We start from the raw sequence: 22,760 nt of genomic DNA on the forward strand, positions 1-22,760 counted from the left end.
AGGGGATCAAGGGGGATTGATTAAAAAATCTCCCCTAAACCCCTCGGCAATCGCTCCTGCATTACCCTACCTCCTGCATCCATGCAGTCGTCTTTTTCAAAGAGTCCCGTAGGTTGGGTTAGCGAAGCGTAACCCAACAGAATTCGGCTTCGAGTGTTGGGTTACGGCTAGCGCCTAACCCAACCTACGGAGTTTCCTCCTTTGAAAAAGGGGATCAAGGGGGATTGATTAAAAAATCTCCCCTAAACCCCTCGGCAATCGCTCCTGCATTACCCTACCTCCTGCATCCATGCAGTCGTCTTTTTCAAAGAGTCCCGTAGGTTGGGTTAGCGAAGCGTAACCCAACAGAATTCGGCTTCGAGTGTTGGGTTACGGCTAGCGCCTAACCCAACCTACGGAGTTTCCTCCTTTGAAAAAGGGGATCAAGGGGGATTGATTAAAAAATCTCCCCTAAACCCCTCGGCAATCGCTCCTGCATTACCCTACCTCCTGCATCCATGCAGTCGTCTTTTTCAAAGAGGAGGACTGAACGCGTACGTCGCTAAAAAGCGATGCAATGCGAATCGGTTAAAACCGGGAAATTATTTCCGCCCAAATCCTAAAATAAGGTTGAAGACGCGTTTATTACTCTGCCTGAGATTTAAGACAGTAACATTTGCATCCAGCGAAACGGGAAATGAAATCCAACTTCAGCCTTCCAAATGGTATTTCACGATCCGCTCGACTTCGTCTTTGGAGCCCAGGATCACCGGCACGCGCTGATGCAGGCTCTGCGGCTTCACGTCGAGCATCCGTTCGCGACCGGTCGAGCAGGCGCCGCCGGCTTGTTCGACGATGAAAGCGACCGGGTTGGCTTCGTACAGCAAGCGAAGCTTATACGGTTTTTTCGGATCGCGGCTGTCGTAGGGATACAGAAAAACGCCGCCGCGGGTCAGAATCCGGTACACCTCGGCAACCAGCGAAGCGATCCAGCGCATATTAAAATTCTTGCCGCGCGGACCGTCCGTGCCTTGCACGCATTCGTCGATATAGCGGCGAACCGGTTCTTCCCAAAAACGCTGATTGGACATATTGATCGCAAATTCGCGAGTATCTTCCGGAATCGTCATGTTGCGGTGGGTCAGGATGAATTCGCCAATGTCCTGATCCAGCGTAAAACCGTTCACGCCGTGGCCCGTGGTCAGCACCATCATCGTCGAAGGCCCGTACAGGACGAAGCCGGCGCAGACCTGTTCCGCGCCTTTGCGAAGGAAATCCTCGGGCTCGGCATCCACGCCTTCGCGGCAGCGCAGAATCGAAAAGATCGTGCCGACGGTCAGGTTGATGTCGATATTCGACGAGCCGTCCAACGGGTCGAACAAGACCACATATTTGCCTTTCGGATATTGCGGGGGAATCTTGATCGGCTCGTCGACTTCTTCGGACAGCATGCCGGCCAGATGCCCCGTCCAATCCAGCGCCTCGACCATGATCTCGTGGGTAATGATATCGAGTTTCTTCTGCACCTCGCCCTGCACGTTTTCGGATTCGGCACTGCCGAGCACACCGATCAGGTTGCCGCGATTGACCTTGTGCGAAATCTGTTTACAGGCGGTAACGATGTCGTTCAGCAACATCGTGAACGTTCCCGAGGTACCGGGATACTCGCGCTGCTGTTCGATCAGGAATTGGGTCATCGTGACTTTGTTGGCCATGAATTGTCGGATCTCCGTTGTAGTTCGTTTCTTACCTGCCAATTATACCTGTTTGGTCCGCATCGATGTGCCCGAATTCCCGAGCTGCGGCGGCTGGCCGGCAAATTGTCGCGCCGGTTTCGCAAACGCGGATTTTATGTTATATTTACCATAAATGAGAATGATTATTGATAACTGAGTCAATTCAGTAAACGATTCAATTCAAAGGCTATTTTATGTTGATTGACTTAAAAAAACTGGCCGTCGGCGATCTGGCGAAAATCGTCGGCTTCGACAAAGCGGGCAAAGCCTACCGCAAGCGCCTCTTGGCGATGGGACTGACGCCCGGCACCGAATTCAGCGTGACCCGCTTCGCGCCGATGGGCGATCCCGTCGAGATCCGCCTGCGCGGTTTTTCTCTCACCTTGCGTAAAGACGAAGCCGCGGTGCTGCAAATCGAGAAGCTCTGATGGCCGCCGATTTCACGGTCGGCGTGGTCGGCAATCCCAATTGCGGCAAGACCACCCTCTTCAATGCGCTGACCGGCGCGAAACAGCACGTCGGCAACTGGCCCGGCGTCACGGTCGAAAAAAAGACCGGCGAGTATTCTTTTGAAGGCAAAACGATCGAGCTGGTCGATCTGCCCGGCACTTATTCCCTCGAAGCCTCCGACGACCAGGTTTCCCTCGACGAAAAGGTTGCGCGCGATTTCGTTGCGGCCCGCGAAGCCGACCTGATCGTAAACATCGTCGATGCCTCCAGCATCGAGCGCCAGCTGTATCTGACTTCGCAGCTGATCGAAATGCGCACGCCGATGATCCTGGTGTTGAACATGATGGATGCGGTCAAGCAGCGGGGCATCAAGGTCGACATTCCTTACCTTGCAGAACAACTTGGCTGTCCGGTCGTGCCGATCGTGGCCTCGACCAAACAAGGCATCGGCGCGCTCAAGAAAGCGATCAATCAGGCCGCTCTCGCCAAGCCGACCCCCCATTTGAATATCGATTACGCGCCCGCGCTGGAACAGGCTATCGCCGAACTCGCGCCGCAGCTTGCCGATGCCGCGGCGCGGCAGCATTGCGATTTGCGCTGGCTGAGCATGCGCCTGCTCGAAGACGACACGCTGGCGCGGAAAATCGCCGGGCCTTCGATTGTTGAAACGGTCAAAACCTTGCAGCGCCGCATCGAATGGGAAACCGACGACGAAATCGACATCCTGGCCGCCGACGCGCGCTACGGCTTCGTGAACGACCTCACGCAGGCCGCGGTCTGCAAACAGCACGAAGTCAGCCGCCATACCTCCGAAAAAATCGACACCATCGTGTTGAACCGCTTCCTGGGGATTCCGATCTTTCTGCTGGTGATGTACGCGATGTTCATGTTCACGATCAACATCGGCAGCGCGTTCGTCGACTTTTTCGATCAGGCCGCCGCGGCGCTGCTCGTCGACGGCCTGGGACGGGTCTTGTCCGATTGGGGCCTGCCCGAATGGCTGACCGTGCTGGTTACCCAAGGCATCGGCGGCGGCATGCAGGTCGTCGCGACCTTCATCCCGATCGTCGGCTTCCTGTTCCTGTTTTTGTCCGCGCTGGAAGATTCGGGCTACATGGCGCGCGCCGCGTTCGTGATGGACCGTTTCATGCGCATGATCGGCCTGCCCGGCAAATCGTTCGTGCCGATGATCGTCGGCTTCGGCTGCAACGTACCGGCGATCATGGCGACACGGACGCTCGAAAACCCGCGCGACCGGATTCTGACCAACCTGATGAACCCGTTCATGTCCTGCGGTGCTAGATTGCCGGTCTATGCGCTGTTCGCAGCCGCGTTTTTCCCGGTCAACGGCCAGAACCTGGTCTTCGGCCTGTACCTGTTCGGCATCGGCGTCGCCGTACTGACCGGCCTGATCATGCGTCATACCCTCTTCAAGGGCGAATCCTCGCCGTTCATCATGGAACTGCCGGTCTACCACCTCCCTACCCTGCACGGCGTTTTGATCCGCACCTGGGACCGGCTCAAGTCGTTCCTGTTCAACGCGGGCAAGGTCATCGTGCCGATGGTGCTGGTGCTGAACTTTTTGAACGCACTGGGCACCGACGGCAGCTTCGGCCGCGAAAACAGCGACAAGTCGGTCCTGAGCGAAATCGGCCGCGGCCTGACGCCCGCCTTTTCGCCGATGGGCATCAGGAACGACAACTGGCCGGCGACAGTCGGCATCTTTACCGGCGTACTGGCCAAAGAAGCGGTCGTCGGCACTCTGAATGCCTTGTACAGCCAGATGAATGCAGGCTCTGCAGCGGCCGAAGCCGAGGCATTCGACCTGAAAGACGCCCTGGTTGCCGCGCTGCAAACCATTCCCGAAAACCTGGCCGGCGTCGCCAAAAACGTGCTCGACCCCCTGGGCCTGAACATCGAAACCGCAAACAGCGAATTGGAAGTCAAAACCGCCGCCTATGCGGCGATGCGGCAAAGCTTCGACGGCCAAACCGGCGCCTTCGCCTACCTGCTGTTCATCCTGCTCTACGCGCCCTGCGTCGCCGCCACCGCCGCGATCTACCGCGAAACGAACCGGGGCTGGACTGTTTTTGTTGTGCTCTGGACCACCGGCCTCGCCTACATGACCGCGACGGTTTTTTATCAGGCGATGACCTTCGGCCATCATCCGGCCAACTCGCTGGCCTGGATCCTGGGCCTGATGGCCGTCTTCGCCGGCGTGATTGGGGGATTATGGCGATACGGCAGACAGCCCGGCCCATCCCTCGACAAAGGAGCCGCCTTTGATTCTGTCTGACCTGCGCAATTACCTCAAGGCCCAGCGCCGCGTCGCGCTGATCGACTTGGCCAACCATTTCAATGTCGATCCCGACGCCCTGCGCGGCATGCTCGGCAAATGGATCAGCAAGGGCAACCTCCGCAAACTGCCCTCCGGCACCACCTGCGGCGGCAGCTGCTGTAAGTGCGATCCGGCGTCGATCGAGCTTTATGAATGGGTTGATACGCCATAGAGAGAAGAATGAAAGCGGGTAGGCTGGGTTGAGGAACGAAACCCAGCAAGTTCGGACACAGGCTACGCTGGGTTTCCGCATAGCTCCAACCCAGCCTACGAACTACGAGCTTCTCGATATGTCTAACGTTTTAAATTGAGCATCACGGCGCGCAGTTAAACCTTGAGGCGTCGCAATAACTTGTCACGCGTCGTGTATGCTAGGGCCGTAGGATGTGCTGAGAAACGAAGCTTCGTTAGCGATTGAGCGGTTCCTATCGTCACCGCATCCTACAGCCCTACTCGCTATGTTATGCCTTAATGCCCGAGCGCCGATAGTGTCTGTTGGCATGCCCGTTGTTATAGACGCACTGTTGATCGCAAACGCGCGTAGCCCCTTCTCCGACGAAGGACCACATTGTCTCGATTCGGTTAACGCTATCAGCGCCTTCCGTCATTCGTTTTTCGACTTGGCAGTGAAGCGTACGCGCTTCGACGTCAGTGTATTCAACCAGCACTTCATCTGGCGCGACGTTGAAATGTTTATGAACGAGATGGACACCGAAACGGCCAACGGCGTTGTACCGTACTAGCACCTCGCGAATAGCATCAAGGCATTCGTAATCAGCGTCGGCAAGTCTCGGTACGTCTGCGATATCAGGGAGGTGCGCCCATTGCATCGGTGAAATTTGAACTGTTGCGGCACTCATATTCAATATCTCCTGTTTCCTGAAATTAAAATTAACACGAGGAGAAATTATATGTTTCGGTTCGCGTTTGCTACAATCAACAGACTGTTGCTAATTCTGCCTGATTTGTTGACATAACATGAAAATCCAAGAAAAAATCCGTTTTATGCGCGAGCTGAAAAATTGTTCCCAAGAGGAGTTGGCGGAGAAACTGGGCATGTCCACCTATGGCTATGCCAAAATCGAACGCGGCGAAACCAAAGCTACTATTCCTAAATTGGAACAGATTGCCGAGGCTTTGGAAATCGATATGATGGAATTATTGACGTTTGGCGAGAAGAATGTCGCGTGTTTAATTGGCGATAATAATCAAAATCATCAGGACAGCACCCATATTATTAAGTCGGAAACAGAAACATCGTTCGAGTTACAAAAGCAGCAACTGATTATTGAACATCTGCAAACATTACTAGCTCAGAAAGAAAAAGAAAACGAATACTTGCAAGAATTACTGGCAATGCAGAAACGCTTGCAACAGCAGCAGAAGCAGGAATAAAGCGAAAGCCAAGGGCCGTAGGATGTGGTGAGGAACGAACCGCATCGTTCACGATTGATGCGGTTCCTATCGTCACCGCATCCTACGGCCCTATCGCGAAAACACCCTACAGCTCTCTCGCTGATTGTCTTTGCAGGGCTGTAGATGCGATTAGCGCAGCGTAATCGCACGCATGTGAGATGCCAATATTCATCCGATTACGCTATCGCTAATCGGAGCTACTTGACGCATAGAAAAGCCGAGGCTCTCTCGGCGTTGGTATCGAACCTCCAAATTCCCGAGCCGTATCGAGCCAAAGCTGCATAGCTTCTTGTATGTTGGCCAAGGCTTCGTCTTTATCGATTACCTTAGGACGGAGGCCGTCAGGCGATCCGCCAGCCTATGGCGGAACCGCTGGCGCGTTCCGCCTTACGGATTTTGTGCTTCTCTCTTTCATAGCGCCATTCTTTCAAAGGATGGGGCCTCCGGGAAGGAGCAGTTCACTTCAATGAAGTACAACGAAGTGAGGATTTACGGGCTTTGTTTATCCTCGATTTGATTCCGCTTATCGCGGCCGCCCGTTACCGTCTCAGTCTGAACAAAAGGTTGATTCAGTCAGCCTCACCGATTTCTTCCTCTACCGGATTTTCAGTTTTGAATACCTCGGCGGCAAGTTCGATCTGGTCGTGAAATTGGGGAATCGCGGGAATATTCCAGGATTTTCCAGCGATTCGGGAGAACAGGTTGTTCAGCCACGGCCGGTTCGACCGGGCTTGGTGAATGATCAATCGATGGGACTCCTTGTCGCTTTCGATCGCGAAATCCTCCAGCCAGACCTCGATCGGCTCCGCTTCGCCGCAAAGGGTACCCTGGAGGTAGGCCGTGCGGGCGTCGAGATCGAAATGAAACTCGGACAGTTCGGCAATGCCTTTCAGAATAAAGTTGGCGACCCATCTCACAACAATATCCGGTGTCAGCTTGATCGCTATCTTGAGCAGACCGGCCTTGAAACTCATATTCGACCTCCATTCGCCGAGAAGAAATTGATCATTTTAACCGCTTTTGGTTTTTTTCGGGATTGTGCCGCCGACACTTTTACCGATACAAATCGGCCTGCAAGCGCATCTTTCGCCGAGAAACAGCAACCGATTCAAGACAGCGGCCGAGCCGGGGCGCTCTTCGGTCCGGGAATCAGCCCCTGTTCCCTGTCTATCGTTTCGGCCAGGGCGTGAAGCTCGGAGGATATAACCACCGGATAGCCGCGCGCGTCTTTCAATACCCGCAGATAGTCCGGCAATTGCTCCAGCTGATTTTTCGCATGCGCGCGTATCCGGTCGAGCGACGGCAGCGGTTCGACCAGTTCGCCGTCCCGCATCACCGGCTGGAGCAATGCCCGGCCTGCGCAGGGCGCGTCCACGAGAGTGACCGTATCGCCGGCCAGCAACCCGTCGGCATCGAACCGGCGGTACACCTGTTTTGCGCCGGGCCAGGTCGCCTTGCCTTCGGAACGCTTCCGGCGTGGAATACCGGCGTACGCCTGCAGCTTGTAAGCGCAATCCAGATAAGGCGCATCTTCGGAAGTATCCAGCCGGGTGCCGATGCCGTACCCGTCGATCGGCGCCTCGGCCAACTGCAGGCGGGCGAGCGTATATTCATCGATATTGCCGCTGGCAAAGAGGGTCGTACCGGTCAGGCCGCCCGCATCGAGTATCCGCCGCACCTTATGAGCGTGGTCCGCCAAATCGCCGCTGTCGAGCCGCACGCCTTTGATCGGGATATTCGAGGATTTGAGCCGGGAAGCCAACTCGACGGCCTTTTGCGCGCCGCCTTCGGTATCGTAGGTATCGATCAGCAACACCACATTGCCCGGATTGGCCCTGGCGAAATGCTCGAAAGCCTCGCTCTCGCTCGGATGCGCCTGCACAAAGGAATGCGCCATCGTGCCGAATACCGGAATGCCGAACCGGCGGCCGGCGCCGAGGGTGGCGGTGCCGCTGAAACCGGCCAGATACGCCGCCCTGGCCGCAAAAATCCCGGCCTCGCCGCCGTGCGCGCGGCGGAAGCCGAATTCGACCAGCGTCTTGCCCGGCGCCGTCAAAACCGAACGGGCCGCTTTCGATGCGATCAGCGTCTGAAAGTGCACGATATTGATCAGCCGGCTTTCGACAAACTGCGCTTCGGGCATCGGCGCGGTCACCCGCAGGATCGGCTCGCCCGGAAAAAACACGGTGCCCTCCGGCATCGCATGCACGTCGCCGGTAAAACGGAAATGCCGGAGCCGCTGCAAAAACTCCGCCTTGAAAAAGCCGGTGCCGCTCAGCCAGTCCAGGTCGGCGGGCGTAAACCGCAAATTCCGGAGATAATCGACGGCCTGTTCGAGCCCCGCGGCGACCAGAAACCCGCGGCATGCCGGCAGCTTGCGGACGAACAGCTCGAACACGGCGATATCGTTCATGCGCTGTTGGTGATAGCCCTGCAGCATCGTCAACTGGTAAAGATCGGCCGACAAGGCCTCGTTCCCGGTCATGCCAGATGGCCCTCATCGATCAGGAAGGCGCCGAGCCTCCGCATCGTCTGCAAAGCCTTGTCGCCGTCACCGGGAGCGACATCGACCGCCCGCACCGCGTCTTGCAGTAAAAACACCGCATAGCCCCGCTTCAAGGCGTCGAGCACGGTGTTCAGCACGCAATAATCGGTCGCCAGACCGGCCACGAACAGCCGCCGGATGCCGGCGCACTCCAGCCTTGCCTGCAAGTCGGTACTGTCGAATCCCGAATAGCCTTCGCTTTCGCGCCACACGCCTTTGGAAATGACTTGCGCCGTCTCCGGCAATGCCAGAGCCGCCGAAAACCCGGCGCCCGGCGTATCCGCCACGCAATGCACCGGCCAGGGCCCGCCTTGATTCCTGAACGAGGCATGATCGAAAGGATGCCAGTCGCGCGTCAGGTAAACGGGACAGCCAAGAGCACGGAACTTTTCGATATAACGATTGATAACCGGAAGAATACGCTCACTCCCGGAGACGGCCAGACTGCCGCCGGGTAAAAAATCGTTTTGCACGTCGACGACGAGCAGGGCGTCGCCCGCGGTAATGCGTTCGGTTTTCATGTGCCGTGCCCGCCAACCTCGCCGCCGGCACGGAATGCGTCATGGTCCTGGATAAACATGTGGCCCCTTACCCTTGAGAAAAGCTCGTCTCTTGCGACAAAACGGGCTGGCGCAAAGTTCTGCGAAACTCGTGGCCGATAGCCGGCAATGCCGGCCTACTCCAGTGGCCACGAAGAGTTTGGGCTTTGATAGAGCTGACTGCTGCCGTCCATGTCGCCGGTCTGGCAATAAAGCAAAGGCGGGCCGGGATGGAGCGTTGCGCCGGCCACGACTTCGCAAACCGCAATTTGATGATCGCCGGCATCGGCATAATGGCTGACCCGGCAGTCGAAATAAGCCAGGCTGCAACGTAGGATGGGCGCGCCGGTGGGCGCTTCGTGCCAGTCGAAACCGGCCATTTTGTCCGAGCCGGAACGGCCGAAATGCGCTGCAACCGCCTGTTGATCCCGGCCGAGCACATTGACCGAGCAAACGCCGCCCGCTTTGAGCAATTGGTAAGAGTAATGCTCGGGATTGATGCTGATCGCCAGCAACAGAGGATCGAACGAAACCTGCATGACCCAGGCGGCGGTGAAGGCATTGCGGCGTTCGCCGTCGCGAACGCCGATCACATAGACGCCGTGCGTGATCAGGCTTGAAAGCCCGGACGGATTCTCGATCATCCCTGCGCCAGCTTGATGCGCATCGACAAATCGGCCGCTTTGACATGCTTCGTCAGAGCGCCGATCGAAATATAATCCACTCCGGTTTCCGCGATCGTCCGGATATTGCCCAGCCCGATATTGCCGGACGCTTCGAGTTCGACGCGGCCGCCGGTTATCCGGACCGCAGCGCGGAGGTCGTCGAGACTGAAATTGTCCAACATGATCCGGTCGGGCGCGGCGGCGAGCGCTTCGCGCAATTGTTCCAGCGTTTCGACCTCGACTTCGACCGGCGCCGTAGTCAGCTCGCGCGCCAACCGCACCGCCCCGGTGATCGAGCCGGCCGCCGCGATGTGGTTTTCCTTGATCAGAACGCCGTCGTACAGGCCGAGGCGGTGATTGTGACAGCCGCCGACGGTAACCGCATATTTCTGCGCCTGCCTGAGCCCCGGAATGGTTTTGCGGGTGTCGAGCACCTTGCAGCCGGTTCCGGCAACGGCCTCGGCGTATTGGCTGGCGGCGGTCGCGGTCGCGGACAACGTCTGCAGCAGGTTGAGCGCGGTACGCTCGCCGGTCAGCAGGGCACGGGCCGGACCGGCCAACCGGCACAACACGGCGCCGGCTTTGACCGCCTCGCCTTCCGCGCACAGCCAGTCGATACGGACGGCAGGGTCCAGTTCCTTGAAGACCGCGCCGAACCAGGCCTGCCCGCACACGACCATCGGCTCGCGCGTCACAACCTCCGCTTCGGCGGTGACGGTACTCGGCACGATCGCGGCGGTGAGGTCGCCGGAACCGATGTCTTCTTCAAGGAAAGGCCGTATATCGGGCGTTGTCGGAGATGTCATGAAGCCTGCCGAATGGGTGGAAATACGCTATTTTGCACTGGACGACCGAATCACGGCGCCCGAAGTTTCCATGCGCTGCCGGATCGCCTGCGCCAGCTGATGCACAGCCATCGCATATTTATCGCTGTTGTTATAGCGTTTGATCACCTTGAAATTGGGATAGGTGCGCCAGTGCTCCGGGCCGTCGTAAGTGCTCAGCTCGATCACCGGACCTTCCGCCCGGGAGCCGTTGCTCGGTCTGGCGACCGGGTTGTTATAGTGCCAGCCGTTCTTGGAAAAATAGTGCGCGACACTGCCGATCGCGTCGTGCGGATGCCAGAGGTCGCGCCGGCCGTCGCTGTTGAAGTCGATCGCCAGCCGGCGGAAGCTGCTCGGCATGAACTGGCCGTAGCCCATTGCGCCGGCCCAGGAGCCTTTCGGTTCCAACGGATCGAAATCTTCTTCGCGCGCCATCAGCAAGAAGCTTTCGAGTTCGGACATGAAGAATTTCGAGCGCCGGTAGGTGTCGAAAGACAGCGTCGTCAGCGAATCGAAGATACTCGTTTTGCCGAAGTTGCGCCCGAAATAGGTCTCGACGCCGATGATCGCGACGATATATTCGGGATCGACCCCATAGGTTACGCTCGCTTTGCGAATCACCTCCGCATTATCGAGCCAGAAGTTGGTGCCGTTCTGAATATGCTGCTCGGTCAGAAACTTGTTCCGGTAGCGGGTCCAACTGCCGACGCTGGGCTTGGAAGTTCCCGGCGAAGGTGGCGGATTTTCCAGGCGAATCACGGACTCCAGGCGATGGGCTCGAGAAAAAAGCCCGTTCAGGTAGCTCTCCGAGAATCCGTGCTTGCTCACCATGTCGCCGATGAAGCGCCGCACGGAGGGATAATCCGAATAAGCGCCGGCCAGAACGCCGGCCGCAGAGCCCGCGGATAACTCCGGCCGAACGGAAGCCGGCGGATAGGGGGCGGCAGGAGGCTGTATCGCCGCGGGCTTCGGTTGCGCTTGCGGAGGGTTTTGATAGGCATAGTTGTCATGCAGTTCGGGCGCATCGGTCGCGCAACCGGCGATAAACGCGGCCAAAGCCGCCATCGGGAGATGTATTAAAATTCGGGGGGGCACGATGATCCTCAATTCTTGTAATTTTTCGGCGGACGATTGAATGGCTCGATCACCGATTTTTTTCAAGCCGCTTCTGTTTTGCGCTAACTTAGACTCATCCGCGGCCGGTCCGTTCATCGATTGCCGGTTCGGCCAAAACGATACGGCTCGGGCATAAATCCGCGCCCGTCTCTCTATCACGGAATTCCATTACGCACCGGCACTGCGGGAGCGCGCGGGTGCCAATACTTCGGATTGCGCCCGAGCTGCGCGCCGCCGGTCTGGGAATCAAGTCGGATATCGGGATGAAAGGACGGAACGATCCGCTCGCTTCTCAGCGAAAGTCCGACCGGAACGGATGAGCTTATGTTTCGAAAGATTATCCCACTAAAGCCTTAACATTTAAAGACTTCGCTGGATTTAACGGCGCTTTCGGGAAATAATAAAAAATTGCTGGCAATAACTGCGCCTAACGGCTCTCTATTATTTCTCATGCTGATTGATCGACACTGGCTGACCGGAGCCGACCGAATCCCCTCCCCCAATTTTGACGACCGGCCTGACGCCGAGGACATTTCGCTGATCGTGATCCACTGCATCAGCCTGCCGCCGGGCGAGTTCGGCCATTCTTATATCGACCGGTTATTCTGTAACCGGCTGGACCCGGCGGCACACCCGTATTTCGAAGCGATTCACCGACTGAAGGTTTCGGCGCATCTGTTGATCAAGCGCGGCGGCGAGATCACCCAATATGTACCGTTCGACAAGCGCGCCTGGCACGCCGGGGTTTCGTCGTACCTGGGACGCGAGCGCTGCAATGAGTTTTCGATCGGAATCGAACTGGAAGGCACCGACGATATCCCTTATACGGAAGCGCAATACCGGCAACTGGCGGTAGTCATCGAGACCTTGTTGAGAACCTATCCGAGGCTGTCCAAACAACGTATCGCAGGGCACAGCGAAATTGCGCCGGGACGCAAGACCGATCCCGGCGCGGTATTCGATTGGGAAAAATTGCGGCAATTGCTGGATGGCCGGAATTGCTGAAAAGGCCGGCCGGAGACGCGCCCGATCCCGTTATTGAATGATTTGCTTGACCGGCTTTTCGGCTGTCCAGGCGACCCAGCCGATCACGATCCGGTAAACCAGCAACAGAACCACCGGCAACAGGATAAAGTAGCCGATCCCCGTAAACATCAAAAGTGCGGCTATCGCAAACCCGGCCAGCGTGATCCAGACCGTATTGATCTGCCAATTGAAGTGCGATTCGAGCCAGGTACCCTGAACCTCATTCCGCTTCATGAAATTGATCGCGACCCCTATCAGCAAGGTCAGTCCGCCGAAGCCGAATGCCAATACCTGACATAAATAGACAATCCCGGTCAGCGTTTTCAGGGAAGCCATTTTTTCAGCATCATGTGATTGCGGTGACTCGCTCATGGTGAACTCCTGCGTCAGTAATTGAGTCTTTCGGGTAATGTCACGGCACGCCGCTTTAGGCAAAGTGCCCTCGACATTGAATTAGGCGTAAAATGCCGGTACAAAGTTTCGAATTCATCATAACACTCAACCGCCGTCATCTTCATTCATGCGTATTGCGATCGCCTATCTCTGCGTGGTCTTGCTGTGGGCCACCACACCTTTGGCCATCAAGTGGAGCGGCGAAGGCCCCGGCTTCCTGTTCGGGGTGACCGGACGCATGGCGATCGGCGTCGTCTGTATCGGCCCCGTTCTGTTGATCACGAAGCAGCCTTTGCCCTGGCACAGCAAGGCCCGGCTGACTTATCTCGCGGTCGCGCTGCAGATCTACTGTTCGATGATCGCGGTATACTGGGCCGCCCAGTTCATTCCGTCCGGCTGGATTTCGGTGCTGTTCGGCCTGACGCCGCTGATTACGGCGCTGCTGACAAGGTTCTGGCTGGGGCAGCGCGAACTGAACTTTAGCAAATTGCTCAGCTATCTGCTTGGCATCGGCGGACTGAGCCTGATGTTCGGGTCGGCGCTGACAATGGGACGCAACGCCGCCCTGGGTATCGCGGCGGTGATTTTAGGCGCCTTTCTGCATTCGTTCAGCGCCCTGTCGATCAAACGCATCGGGGCCAACCTCCCGGCATTGACCCAGGTCGCCGGCGGTCTGCTGATCGCCCTGCCCGCTTATTTACTGACCTGGGGCATCCTCGACGGCGAATGGCCGGATCGCTTCACGCCGGCGAGTATCGCGTCGATCGTTTACTTGGGAATGATCGCGACGACAGCGGGCTTCGTCCTGTATTATTACTTGCTGATTCAGCTTCCGGCGGCACGGGTCGCCCTGATCACCCTGATTTCGCCGGTGCTGGCGCTGCTGCTCGGTCATGCAGCCAATCGGGAACCGATAACGGCCGATGTACTGGCCGGCGCGCTGGCGATATTGGCGGCCCTGTTTCTTCACGAATTTACGGGCAACCGGGCAACCCGCAGCTCCGTCAAGGCACGCTATGCGGCGGCCGAAATCCGCGACAGCTGCCGCCGGCCTGCGGACAAGCGGCCTGGCAGATACCGTTAACGAAATAGTTCTGCCCAATTCCCGGATTTAGTGCTACTATGACCGTTCCGCAAGAGAGTGAGCCGGACGGATTACCCGCCCGGATGTGTTGCGCCAAGACGATTGGCGGTTTTTTCAGAAGAGTATTTTATGTCAGATCTGGTTACAGGCACCGTTAAATGGTTCAATGATGAGAAGGGCTTTGGCTTCATCGCCCAGGAAGGTGGTAAAGATGTTTTTGTGCATCACAGCGCAATTAACGGCACCGGCAGAAAAACGTTACGCGAAGGCCAAAAAGTCACGATGAAGGTGACTCAAGGTCAAAAAGGGCCGCAAGCCGAGAATGTAACGGCGGTCTAAACCAGATCAAACCCGCATAGGATCTTCTTTCTACGCGGGTTTTTTATTGTGGTTTGATTGCTTACGTCCCTTTAGGTCGCAAAGTCCTTAGCCCCTGCGGCATCCGCAGCTTCGCCGATGCCGTGCGTTTTTTTGCGCATCCACATCCTCCCGTCTTAAAGGATCACGGCTAAGGCAAGGCCATCAGGTTATTCCACCCGCAGGCAACGCCAAGCCAGGGATTTTCCTTTGCCGGACACATCGCGCGGAGCCGCGGGCGGCTTCACCCGGCGAATGTGAGCGCGGCCGGGGCAGCTTCTGTTTGCCGTTGGAACAACATTGCCCTCCCAAACAACATTCCGCCGACCGCGATCCGCCCTGAAAAACGGTTTGCTGCTTTTTTGGAGCCCGTAACGCCCGATCGGAATTGGCTGCCGCAAGGCAGCTCTTTCAACCTTTATCCAAAGCTCCGGCGCGCGTTACACCACAAACGGCGGCTATTCGCCATACATCGATCCCTTTGTACCTGCAAGGGCAAGGGCCTTAAAACGATGCCGCAAAGACCACGGGATATGGTGTAGAATGACCGCATTTTTGACCTGCCGTATGCCTATAAAAAGGGATGCTCACGCATCGGAGGGTACCAAAAACCGCAAGATGCAAGAACTAAGCTGACGCGACCGAATGAATGCAAACAAACGACTGGCGATTTTTGATCGTCTGGCCGAAGCGATCCCCGAACCCACTACGGAACTGCGCTATACGACCCCGTTCGAATTGTTGATCGCCGTCGTCCTGTCCGCCCAGGCGACCGACAAAGGCGTCAATAAAGCGACCGCCAAACTCTTTCCGGTCGCCAATACGCCACGGGACATTCGGGCCCTCGGCGTAGACGGCCTGAAAGAATACATCAAAACGATCAACCTCTATAACGGCAAGGCCGCCAATATCATCGCGCTGTGCGGCCAATTGCTCGAAAAGCATCACGGCGAAGTGCCGGACTCGCGGGAAGACCTGGAGGCGCTTCCCGGCGTGGGACGGAAAACCGCCAATGTGATTCTGAATACCGCCTTCGGACATGAACTCATTGCGGTCGACACGCATGTGTTCCGGGTCGCCAACCGGACCGGCCTCGCGCCTGGAAAAAACGTACGCGAAGTCGAGCAGAAACTCGACAAATGGACACCCAAAAAACACAAACGGTATGCACACCATCTCTTGATTTTGCACGGCCGCTACACCTGTACGGCGCGCCGGCCGAACTGTCCCGCTTGCGTAATCCAAGACCTGTGCGAATATACCGAAAAAACCGTCGCGCTTCGCGCAGAACCGGATAAGTCGCCCTGAACAAGCGCCATTTCCGGCCCATTGACGACCGAATCCGTCATCCAAACCGGGTCCGCCCGATCGAAACTGTACGCAGCCAATCCATTTTATCCTCTGCAGCCAGGCCGCGCATTTTCACCGCCGCCTCAATGGCAGACCTGTTTCCTCTTTTGATTAAATGAAGCACCTCATGAAAGATTCTCTTGTTTACGCGCTCGATTTCGACGGCGTGATCTGCGACAGCGCGGTGGAAACCGCAATGACCGGCTGGAAAGCGGCGGGCCGCCTCTGGAACGACATGCCCCGGGAAGTCCCGCCGGTCATGGTCGACCGCTTTCGGGCGGTCCGCCCGTTGATCGAGACCGGTTTCGAGGCAATTCTGGCAATGCGCCTTCTCTTTCTCGGCGAGACCGTTGCCGGTATTTATTCGAATTATGAAGCCAAAAGCAAAGCCCTGATGGAAGAAACCCGAATCGGCCCCGGCGAACTGAAGCGGTTATTCGGCGAAACCCGCGATCTTTGGATCGCGGAGGATCGGGAACACTGGATCCGGATGAATCCGCTGTTCGACGGAATCGCGGACAAGCTCCGGACAATCGGAGAACGTCATACTTGGTATGTGGTGACGACCAAACAGGAGCGCTTCGCCAAAGAAATCCTCGCCGCCCACGCGATCGAGCTGGCGGACGAGCGCATTTTCGGGCTGGACCGCAATATGAGCAAGCCTGAGGTACTGAAAGGCTTGCTAAAAGCGCATTCGGAACAAACGCTGTATTTTGCCGAAGACCGCCTACCGACCCTGCTGAACGTCCGCAAACATCCGGAGCTGGACGGCATCAAACTGATCTTCGCGCTGTGGGGTTACAACACGCCCGAGGACAAAGCGCTTGCCGAGGCGCAGCCTTTCGTGCTGCAGCGGCTTGAGGAATTTCTGGAACCCTGAACGCCGCTTTGGGCCGGAGGGAATGGATTGTCTCCGCCGGCCAAGCGGCCGAATCGAAAAAACGTTATTGTCTGCCGAATAACTGCGGCTCTTTAGGCTGTTGCTTCGCCTGCAGGCAATGGAAGGCGGCATTCTCGTACTTGATCACGAGCGACTGGGTATTTTTATGCTCGTCGAGAAATTTTCCGGCTTCGTCGGCGGTCAGGTTTTTCATCATGAAGGTCGCGATGCACATGCAGGGTTTCTCCCAGCGGGCTTTGTCCGCTTCTTTGTCCGTGGAGTTTTTCAACTCCCTCTCGACGCATTGAGCCGCGAAATCGTGCTCGAATTTGTGCTTTCGGATATCGGTGACCGGCTTGTCGTGCGTATGGTCGAACGGATTGTGCACATCTCCCGCCGTCTGCATTTTCCTGGCTTCGGCTTTACTGGGCGGTTGCTGGGCATCTTCGCCGTCGGAGCAAGCCGTCACCATAAAGGCAAAGACCAGACCGGCGCAGGCGGCCAGCCAGGCATTCATTTTGTGTCTTGAGTGTTTCATAAGGAAGACCGTCGTAGTTTCGTTATTATTGTAACCAGGGCGTCCGGCCTGCCGTTGCGCAATCCCGGCGTTCCGGCGAGCCATTCCGCCAAAATGGCCAACTTTATCACTTTATCAAAACTCGATCCACTCCTGGAGGATAATAGATTCTTGCACCGAAAACGCCGGCATCCGCCGGCAAAGGCCGAAGGTCTGGTATCATATGTCCGCTATCAATATTCAGGAAAACGATGGATTCTCAATTCGATAATGCCCGAATCAACGCCGATCTGATGATTCCCCGCGCCGTCATGATCGTCATGGCGGCAAGCCTCGCCGTCGTCGCCGCGCTTTGTATCCGGGAAGGCGAACAATGGCAGCAGCATTGGCCCCAAGACCGGCTGATCACATACCGCACCGTGTTTTATGCGATCGCGATCATCACTTTTCCGTTGACGAACCTGATCCGTTACATTCAAGTCCGCCTCTGCCAGACGATGCCCGGCGGCAGACCGGCCAAGCGCCGCTACCTGACGGCCGTGATCGTATCGATGGTATCGGTTGAAGCTATCGGGATGCTGGGCATCGTTCTCTTCCTGCTCGGCGACGGAGTGAATACGCTGTACATTTTTACCGGCCTGGCCGCGCTCGGATTCGTTTTATACCGGCCCAGACCCTCGGAATATCTGAGCATCGCCGCCGCGCTCGCGCACCGGGACGCTGCTTGAGCGGTTAAAGAGCGCCAGCCTTCGCGTAAAAGGCGGCCACCATCAAAAAAACAGGGCGGGTAAGACCTTCGCTTACCCGCCCTGCTCCGCTCAACGAGACGTGGAAATTGTCAGTCGGCCACTTTGATCTTTTTACGGCGGTAATTGTGTCCGTAAAAAATCTCGGTGACTTCGGTCTGCAGTTTCTTTTCGATCTCCGCCTTTTGCAGGTCGTTCAAGTTGCTTTCCTTTTCGAAAAGATAATTTTCGAGCTCGAACTCCTTCAGCATCATCTTGGTGTGAAAAATGTTCTCCTGATACACGTTCACGTCGATCATCTGATACAGCTCCTGCGTATCCTTCGCGATATAGTTCTGGATCGAGGTAATGTTGTGGTCGATGTAATGTTTTTTACCGGTGATGTCGCGAGTAAAGCCGCGAACGCGGTAATCCATGATCACGATGTCCGACTCGAAGCTGTGGATCAGGTAATTCAGCGCCTTCAGCGGGGAAATGCGGCCGCAGGTCGACACGTCGATGTCCGCCCGAAACGTGCTGATGCCGTTGTCGGGATGGCTTTCGGGATAGGTATGCACCGTAATGTGGCTTTTATCGAGGTGCGCCAGCACGGTATCGGGCAGGGGACCGGGCGTCTGGCTGTTCATGCTCGCAGGCGGCATCACATCGCCTTCCGAAATCAGCATTGTCACGCTGGCGCCCTGTGGATCATAATCCTGATGCGCGATATTCAGGATCTGTGCGCCGATAATGTCGGCGACATCCTTCAGAATTTGCGTCAGACGGTCGGCGTTGTAGGCTTCGTCGATATATTCGATATAGGCCTGCTGCTGTTCGGCCGGTGCATAACAAACGTCATAGATGTTGAAACTCAGCGACTTCGTCAGATTGTTAAAGCCGTGCAATTGCAATTTATTTTTCAACTCATTAAACCTCGATCACTTCAAAATCATGGGTGATTTCCACCCCCGCCTCACCCAACATAATCGCAGCGGAACAATATTTTTCCGCCGACAGCTTGACCGCCCTCTCGACCGCCGATTCCTTCAAATTGCGGCCCTTGACGATAAAATGCAAATGGATTTTGCTGAACACGGCCGGCACCGCATCGACGCGCTCGGCGGTCAATTCGGCTATACAATCCACGATGTCGTTCTTACCCTTCTTCAGAATCTGCACCACATCAAACGACGAACAACCGCCTACGCCAAGCAACAGCATCTCCATCGGCCGAACCCCCATGTTCCGGCCGCCGTGGTCGGGCGGACCGTCCATCACGACCGCGTGGCCGCTGCCGGATTCACCGACAAACATCACGCCGTCAACCCATTTGACTGTCGCTTTCATCGATTTTCATCCCCCGATAAAAAAAGACGCATAGAGTAGCATAGAAATGCGGATTGACAGAGATTCGATATTGATTTTTTTGTAAAAATCCCATATTGCCGCGCGCCATTCCGAGGCCTTGAACGTGAGCGGCATGCAGCGGTAAATAGGGGGATCGAATGGGTGCAAAGCAGGATGAAGGGACGCCCCGGCCACCTAAAGAAAAGGGGCACCGGGCTACACCGATCCACTCAATTTCAAGAAATTTGGCGAAGCGGATGATGACAAGGAAAAAAGGTACCGGCCGAGACCGCGCATTCCAATCGAAGCGCAAGCCATGGAATTGACGACCGGTAAAAAAACGGCAGATTTTGAACGGCCGGCGTGATTTATCGGCCTAGGGGGAAGGCCCTAATAAAACACGCCAACCGTCTGAGCAAGAAAAAATCGACCGATGGAGCAAGCAATTTCAGCTCTTTCCCGGAATCAAACCCGCCGTGCCGGGTTTCAGGCGCTTACAGGTCACCACGACGTCTTCGACATGACATTGCTTTTTGCCGGCATCCGCGCCGGTGCAATCTTCGCAGACCGCTTTACCGTTGTCCTTGACCTCCGACACGTACCAGCCGTACCCCTGGGTTTGACAGAACCGCTTGCTGTAGTTGTTGATATTATAAGGTTTGGTCGCTTTGGCAATCGCTTCCGCCTCGGCTGCACAGCCGGGCGACGGCAGGGTATTGGCCATCAAATCCCTGAAAATGTATTCGGATGCCGAAGCGCCGCCGGAAAATACGACCAAGGCGACGGCCAGCCAGGTAAAATTACGTTTCATAGTTGTTCCTCCTGTTCGGAATGTTTAAGAGCTGAACTGCGCTCCCTCTTGACCGAACGTGAAGCCGATCAATAAAACGCGCAACTGCCAAAGGCGCCGTCCCTGCCAAAACGCCGATCCCTCCGGTCATTACGGAGCCGGGGACCGGCGTATTTTCCGCAAGCACAACGGCCATATGCCGGAAATTAACTCAGTACCCGGATGTTCATCGATGCTTTTTCATCATCCGCCAACTGTTTGATCGGCGCGTATTTTTCGTTCTCGCTTTGCTTGACCATCAGAATGCCGGTCACGATCACGAATACCGCGCAGCCGACGTACATCCAGAAGCGGTCTTTAACTTTTACTTCTTCATTCATATTGTCCACCTCGAAAAAAATAGCCACTCAATATTTTTTTATCGTTTTTTTAATCCGTTTACAGCGTCTTTCCCTTACCGATACGGCTGGATGAAGGCCGGACCGTGTCCTTGCGACCCGCGTTTGGCAACCATTTGCACATCCAGCCGTCTCGGCATTCCTTACGCTTTAGCCGCAGTCCAAACCGGCAGTGCCTCAGAGCCGGCCGCAACAAATCCGCGCCACGCTCGACTGCGTCATCCCGCACTTGCTTTCATCGCGCCCCGTCATTGACGCCGTTCGGGCCTCACTATCTATCGGATTCACCGGACCAGGATTCTTCCAGAATCGATCTTCCCCGCCGGAACAAGCGTTTCAATCGTCTGCATTCGGTAATTCCGCCGTTACGGCGGGCAACGAAAATTATCGCCTTTCCAATAGTAGTGAATCGATACTATAGTGGCAGTCGCAACCTCTGTCAATAAAATTTCGATTCGAAATCATAGCAAATCGCGATTTCCCCCCGCAAAGCCCGAGGTAAAGGCGGGGGGAACCGGATCGAAACTCCGCCGATTTCATTCCGGCACCTCCAGCGTTGCAATGAGTACGGCGGTGAAGCCCGTTTTCTGCGATAATAGGAGGTTTATTCAACCCCAGACCAGCCCAAAACCCGACGCTCATTCCCCTTTCCGACTCGATAAAAAACCTGAAACCATCTCCAAATGAAGGACAAAAAATTCAAACCCTGCGATCTGGTCATCTATGGCGCTCTCGGCGATCTAACCCGGCGCAAACTGCTCATTTCGTTGTACCGCCTCGAAAACGCGGGCCTGCTCGAACCCGACACGCGAATCGTCGGCGTGGACCGGCATCCGGGCGACAGCGCTTTTTACATCGATGTGGCGCATAAAAGCCTGCAGCAGTTCCTGAACGAGAGACTGGACGAGGAAGTCTGGAAGCGCTTTTCGAGCCGGCTGAATTATCTGCAGATCGATTTGACCCGGATGGAACAATACCAACGGCTGCACGAGGTGATCGATCAGCAGCAGCGGGTGATGGTCAATTATTTCGCGGTTGCGCCGTTTTTATTCAAAAACATTTGCCAGGGCCTCGACCAGTCGGGCATCCTGACGTCCAAATCACGGATGGTAATGGAAAAACCGATCGGCCATAATCTGAAATCGTCGATCGAAATCAACGACGAAGTCGCCAAAGTCTTCGGCGAAAACCAGGTTTACCGGATCGACCATTATCTGGGCAAGGAAACGGTGCTGAATCTGCTCGCCTTGCGGTTCGCCAATTCGATCTTCACGACCAACTGGAACCACAACACGATCGACCATATCCAGATCACCGTCGGCGAAGACATCGGCATCGAAGGCCGCTGGGAGTATTTCGACAAGACCGGGCAGCTGCGCGACATGCTGCAAAATCACTTACTGCAGATTTTGACCTTCATCGCGATGGAACCGCCGGCCAACTTGGAAGCCGAAAGCATCCACAACGAAAAAATCAAGGTACTGAAAGCGTTGCGCCCGATTACGGCCAAAAACGTAGACGAAAAAACCGTGCGCGGCCAATACAGCGCAGGTTACGTGAACCGGAAGCCGGTCCCCGGCTATCTGGAGGAAGAAGGCGCCAACACCGACAGCACGACCGAAACCTTCGTCGCACTCCGGGCCGACATCGACAACTGGCGCTGGGCCGACGTGCCGTTCTATCTGCGAACCGGCAAGCGCATGCACAGCAAGCGCACCGAAATCGTAGTCTATTTCAAGCGCGTGCCGCACAACATCTTCAAGGACAGTTACCTGCGCCTGCCGCCGAACAAATTGGTCATTCATTTACAGCCGAACGAAGGCGTCGAAATCGAGATGCTGAACAAAGTGCCCGGCATCGACGAAAACCTGAAGATCCAGAAGACCAAGCTCGATTTGAGTTTTTCGGAAACCTTCAAGAAGAGCCGGATTTTCGGCGGCTACGAAAAGCTGGTGCTCGAAGCGATGCGCGGCAATCCGACCCTGTTCCTGAGCCGCGAGGAAATCGAACAGGCCTGGACCTGGATCGATTCGATCCAGAACGCCTGGGCGAAGTCCCCCGAAAAACCGAAGCCGTACCAGGCCGGCACCTGGGGACCGATCGCCTCCGACTTATTGCTCGACCGCGACGGCCGGGCGTGGGAAGGCTGAGGAAGAGGCGTAAATACTGTTATCCGAGTCAAGCGTTATGAAAAACGGGATCGGATGGTTTAACCGACTTCAAGACGCCGAAGCTGTAGGTCGGGCACGCTTTTTGTGCCCGACGTTTCGAGATGTCCGATGGTC

At 56.2% G+C, this 22,760-nt stretch carries 25 protein-coding genes; 11 read left to right on the forward strand and 14 right to left on the reverse strand.

Annotated features, from left to right (window positions below; translation table 11 throughout):
• Positions 1–689 precede the first annotated feature (689 nt).
• On the reverse strand, positions 690–1,694 hold the full coding sequence (locus CC94_RS0104620) for a class 1 fructose-bisphosphatase (RefSeq protein WP_031429978.1): 1,005 nt from the start codon (positions 1,692–1,694) through the stop codon (positions 690–692).
• 215 nt (positions 1,695–1,909) lie between these two features.
• Here CC94_RS0104620 and CC94_RS0104625 point away from each other — a divergent pair, with 215 nt between their 5' ends.
• From CC94_RS0104625 to CC94_RS0104635, 3 genes are read left to right on the forward strand one after another with little or no spacing between them, the layout of a single operon-like run.
• Entirely contained in the window at positions 1,910–2,143 is a 234-nt protein-coding gene (locus tag CC94_RS0104625; protein WP_005374366.1) for a FeoA family protein, read from the forward strand.
• Entirely contained in the window at positions 2,143–4,461 is a 2,319-nt protein-coding gene (gene feoB, locus CC94_RS0104630; protein ID WP_031429980.1) for a Fe(2+) transporter permease subunit FeoB, read from the forward strand. The genes CC94_RS0104625 and feoB overlap by 1 nt, the downstream gene beginning before the upstream one ends.
• Entirely contained in the window at positions 4,448–4,675 is a 228-nt protein-coding gene (locus tag CC94_RS0104635; RefSeq protein WP_031429981.1) for a FeoC-like transcriptional regulator, read from the forward strand. The genes feoB and CC94_RS0104635 overlap by 14 nt, the downstream gene beginning before the upstream one ends.
• A gap of 289 nt (positions 4,676–4,964) precedes the next feature.
• On the opposite strand, the gene CC94_RS21240 is transcribed toward CC94_RS0104635, so the two are convergent.
• On the reverse strand, positions 4,965–5,363 hold the full coding sequence (locus CC94_RS21240) for a hypothetical protein (protein WP_157203372.1): 399 nt from the start codon (positions 5,361–5,363) through the stop codon (positions 4,965–4,967).
• A gap of 118 nt (positions 5,364–5,481) precedes the next feature.
• Here CC94_RS21240 and CC94_RS0104645 point away from each other — a divergent pair, with 118 nt between their 5' ends.
• The gene (locus CC94_RS0104645; RefSeq protein WP_031429982.1) at positions 5,482–5,898 is read left to right on the forward strand and encodes a helix-turn-helix domain-containing protein; all 417 of its coding nucleotides are present in this window, start codon (positions 5,482–5,484) and stop codon (positions 5,896–5,898) included.
• A gap of 590 nt (positions 5,899–6,488) precedes the next feature.
• On the opposite strand, the gene CC94_RS0104650 is transcribed toward CC94_RS0104645, so the two are convergent.
• The 6 genes from CC94_RS0104650 to CC94_RS0104675 all read right to left on the reverse strand — a co-directional run bounded on the left by CC94_RS0104650 (position 6,489) and on the right by CC94_RS0104675 (position 11,557).
• Positions 6,489–6,893, reverse strand: a complete 405-nt coding sequence (locus tag CC94_RS0104650; RefSeq protein ID WP_031429984.1) for a hypothetical protein — start codon at positions 6,891–6,893, stop codon at positions 6,489–6,491.
• A 134-nt stretch (positions 6,894–7,027) separates the two neighbouring features.
• Positions 7,028–8,404: a nicotinate phosphoribosyltransferase gene (locus tag CC94_RS0104655; RefSeq protein WP_051911373.1), complete on the reverse strand. Its 1,377-nt coding sequence runs from the start codon at positions 8,402–8,404 to the stop codon at positions 7,028–7,030.
• A complete protein-coding gene (locus CC94_RS0104660) occupies positions 8,401–8,985 on the reverse strand; it encodes an isochorismatase family protein (protein WP_031429987.1) in 585 nt (194 codons plus the stop codon). Before CC94_RS0104660 ends, CC94_RS0104655 begins: the two co-directional genes overlap by 4 nt.
• A gap of 155 nt (positions 8,986–9,140) precedes the next feature.
• On the reverse strand, positions 9,141–9,647 hold the full coding sequence (locus CC94_RS0104665) for a flavin reductase family protein (RefSeq protein ID WP_031429989.1): 507 nt from the start codon (positions 9,645–9,647) through the stop codon (positions 9,141–9,143).
• The gene (gene nadC / locus CC94_RS0104670; protein WP_031429990.1) at positions 9,644–10,474 is read right to left on the reverse strand and encodes a carboxylating nicotinate-nucleotide diphosphorylase; all 831 of its coding nucleotides are present in this window, start codon (positions 10,472–10,474) and stop codon (positions 9,644–9,646) included. The genes CC94_RS0104665 and nadC overlap by 4 nt, the downstream gene beginning before the upstream one ends.
• Before the next feature lie 27 nt (positions 10,475–10,501).
• Positions 10,502–11,557: a lytic murein transglycosylase gene (locus tag CC94_RS0104675; RefSeq protein WP_245619701.1), complete on the reverse strand. Its 1,056-nt coding sequence runs from the start codon at positions 11,555–11,557 to the stop codon at positions 10,502–10,504.
• Positions 11,558–12,058: 501 nt separating this feature from the next.
• On the opposite strand from CC94_RS0104675, the gene ampD reads away from it, so the two are divergent.
• Positions 12,059–12,613 carry a 1,6-anhydro-N-acetylmuramyl-L-alanine amidase AmpD gene (ampD, locus tag CC94_RS0104680; RefSeq protein ID WP_031429993.1) on the forward strand — a complete coding sequence of 185 codons (555 nt, stop codon included), beginning with the start codon at positions 12,059–12,061 and terminating at the stop codon, positions 12,611–12,613.
• A gap of 30 nt (positions 12,614–12,643) precedes the next feature.
• Here ampD and CC94_RS0104685 read toward each other — a convergent pair whose 3' ends face one another.
• Entirely contained in the window at positions 12,644–13,006 is a 363-nt protein-coding gene (locus CC94_RS0104685) for a DUF4870 family protein (protein WP_031429995.1), read from the reverse strand.
• 148 nt (positions 13,007–13,154) lie between these two features.
• Between CC94_RS0104685 and CC94_RS0104690 the strand changes: the two genes are divergently transcribed.
• The 4 genes from CC94_RS0104690 to CC94_RS0104705 all read left to right on the forward strand — a co-directional run bounded on the left by CC94_RS0104690 (position 13,155) and on the right by CC94_RS0104705 (position 16,698).
• The gene (locus tag CC94_RS0104690; protein ID WP_036303732.1) at positions 13,155–14,111 is read left to right on the forward strand and encodes a DMT family transporter; all 957 of its coding nucleotides are present in this window, start codon (positions 13,155–13,157) and stop codon (positions 14,109–14,111) included.
• 129 nt (positions 14,112–14,240) lie between these two features.
• Positions 14,241–14,450: a cold-shock protein gene (locus tag CC94_RS0104695; protein WP_005374401.1), complete on the forward strand. Its 210-nt coding sequence runs from the start codon at positions 14,241–14,243 to the stop codon at positions 14,448–14,450.
• A gap of 663 nt (positions 14,451–15,113) precedes the next feature.
• Positions 15,114–15,776, forward strand: a complete 663-nt coding sequence (gene nth, locus CC94_RS0104700; RefSeq protein ID WP_031429998.1) for an endonuclease III — start codon at positions 15,114–15,116, stop codon at positions 15,774–15,776.
• A gap of 169 nt (positions 15,777–15,945) precedes the next feature.
• Positions 15,946–16,698: an HAD family hydrolase gene (locus tag CC94_RS0104705; RefSeq protein WP_031430000.1), complete on the forward strand. Its 753-nt coding sequence runs from the start codon at positions 15,946–15,948 to the stop codon at positions 16,696–16,698.
• Between the two features lie 64 nt (positions 16,699–16,762).
• Here the strand turns inward: CC94_RS0104705 and CC94_RS0104710 are convergent, their stop codons facing one another.
• Positions 16,763–17,236, reverse strand: coding sequence for a hypothetical protein (locus CC94_RS0104710; protein WP_031430002.1), 474 nt, complete (start codon positions 17,234–17,236; stop codon positions 16,763–16,765).
• Between the two features lie 230 nt (positions 17,237–17,466).
• On the opposite strand from CC94_RS0104710, the gene CC94_RS0104715 reads away from it, so the two are divergent.
• The gene (locus tag CC94_RS0104715) at positions 17,467–17,943 is read left to right on the forward strand and encodes a hypothetical protein (RefSeq protein ID WP_031430004.1); all 477 of its coding nucleotides are present in this window, start codon (positions 17,467–17,469) and stop codon (positions 17,941–17,943) included.
• A gap of 110 nt (positions 17,944–18,053) precedes the next feature.
• On the opposite strand, the gene speD is transcribed toward CC94_RS0104715, so the two are convergent.
• From speD to CC94_RS24040, 4 genes are all read right to left on the reverse strand, one after another.
• Positions 18,054–18,863 (reverse strand): adenosylmethionine decarboxylase, encoded by an 810-nt coding sequence (gene speD, locus CC94_RS0104720; protein WP_005374410.1) that lies wholly within the window; start codon positions 18,861–18,863, stop codon positions 18,054–18,056.
• A gap of 4 nt (positions 18,864–18,867) precedes the next feature.
• On the reverse strand, positions 18,868–19,287 hold the full coding sequence (locus tag CC94_RS0104725; protein ID WP_005374412.1) for an OsmC family protein: 420 nt from the start codon (positions 19,285–19,287) through the stop codon (positions 18,868–18,870).
• Between the two features lie 448 nt (positions 19,288–19,735).
• Complete coding sequence (locus CC94_RS0104735; protein WP_005374413.1) at positions 19,736–20,098, reverse strand: hypothetical protein; 363 nt, start codon at positions 20,096–20,098, stop codon at positions 19,736–19,738.
• A 185-nt stretch (positions 20,099–20,283) separates the two neighbouring features.
• Positions 20,284–20,457, reverse strand: coding sequence for a hypothetical protein (locus CC94_RS24040; protein ID WP_005374415.1), 174 nt, complete (start codon positions 20,455–20,457; stop codon positions 20,284–20,286).
• Between the two features lie 701 nt (positions 20,458–21,158).
• On the opposite strand from CC94_RS24040, the gene zwf reads away from it, so the two are divergent.
• Complete coding sequence (gene zwf / locus CC94_RS0104745; RefSeq protein ID WP_005374417.1) at positions 21,159–22,625, forward strand: glucose-6-phosphate dehydrogenase; 1,467 nt, start codon at positions 21,159–21,161, stop codon at positions 22,623–22,625.
• The last annotated feature ends 135 nt before the right edge of the window (positions 22,626–22,760 follow it).

It is taken from the genome of Methylomicrobium agile, from assembly GCF_000733855.1.
Classification (GTDB): Bacteria; Pseudomonadota; Gammaproteobacteria; order Methylococcales; family Methylomonadaceae; genus Methylomicrobium; species Methylomicrobium agile.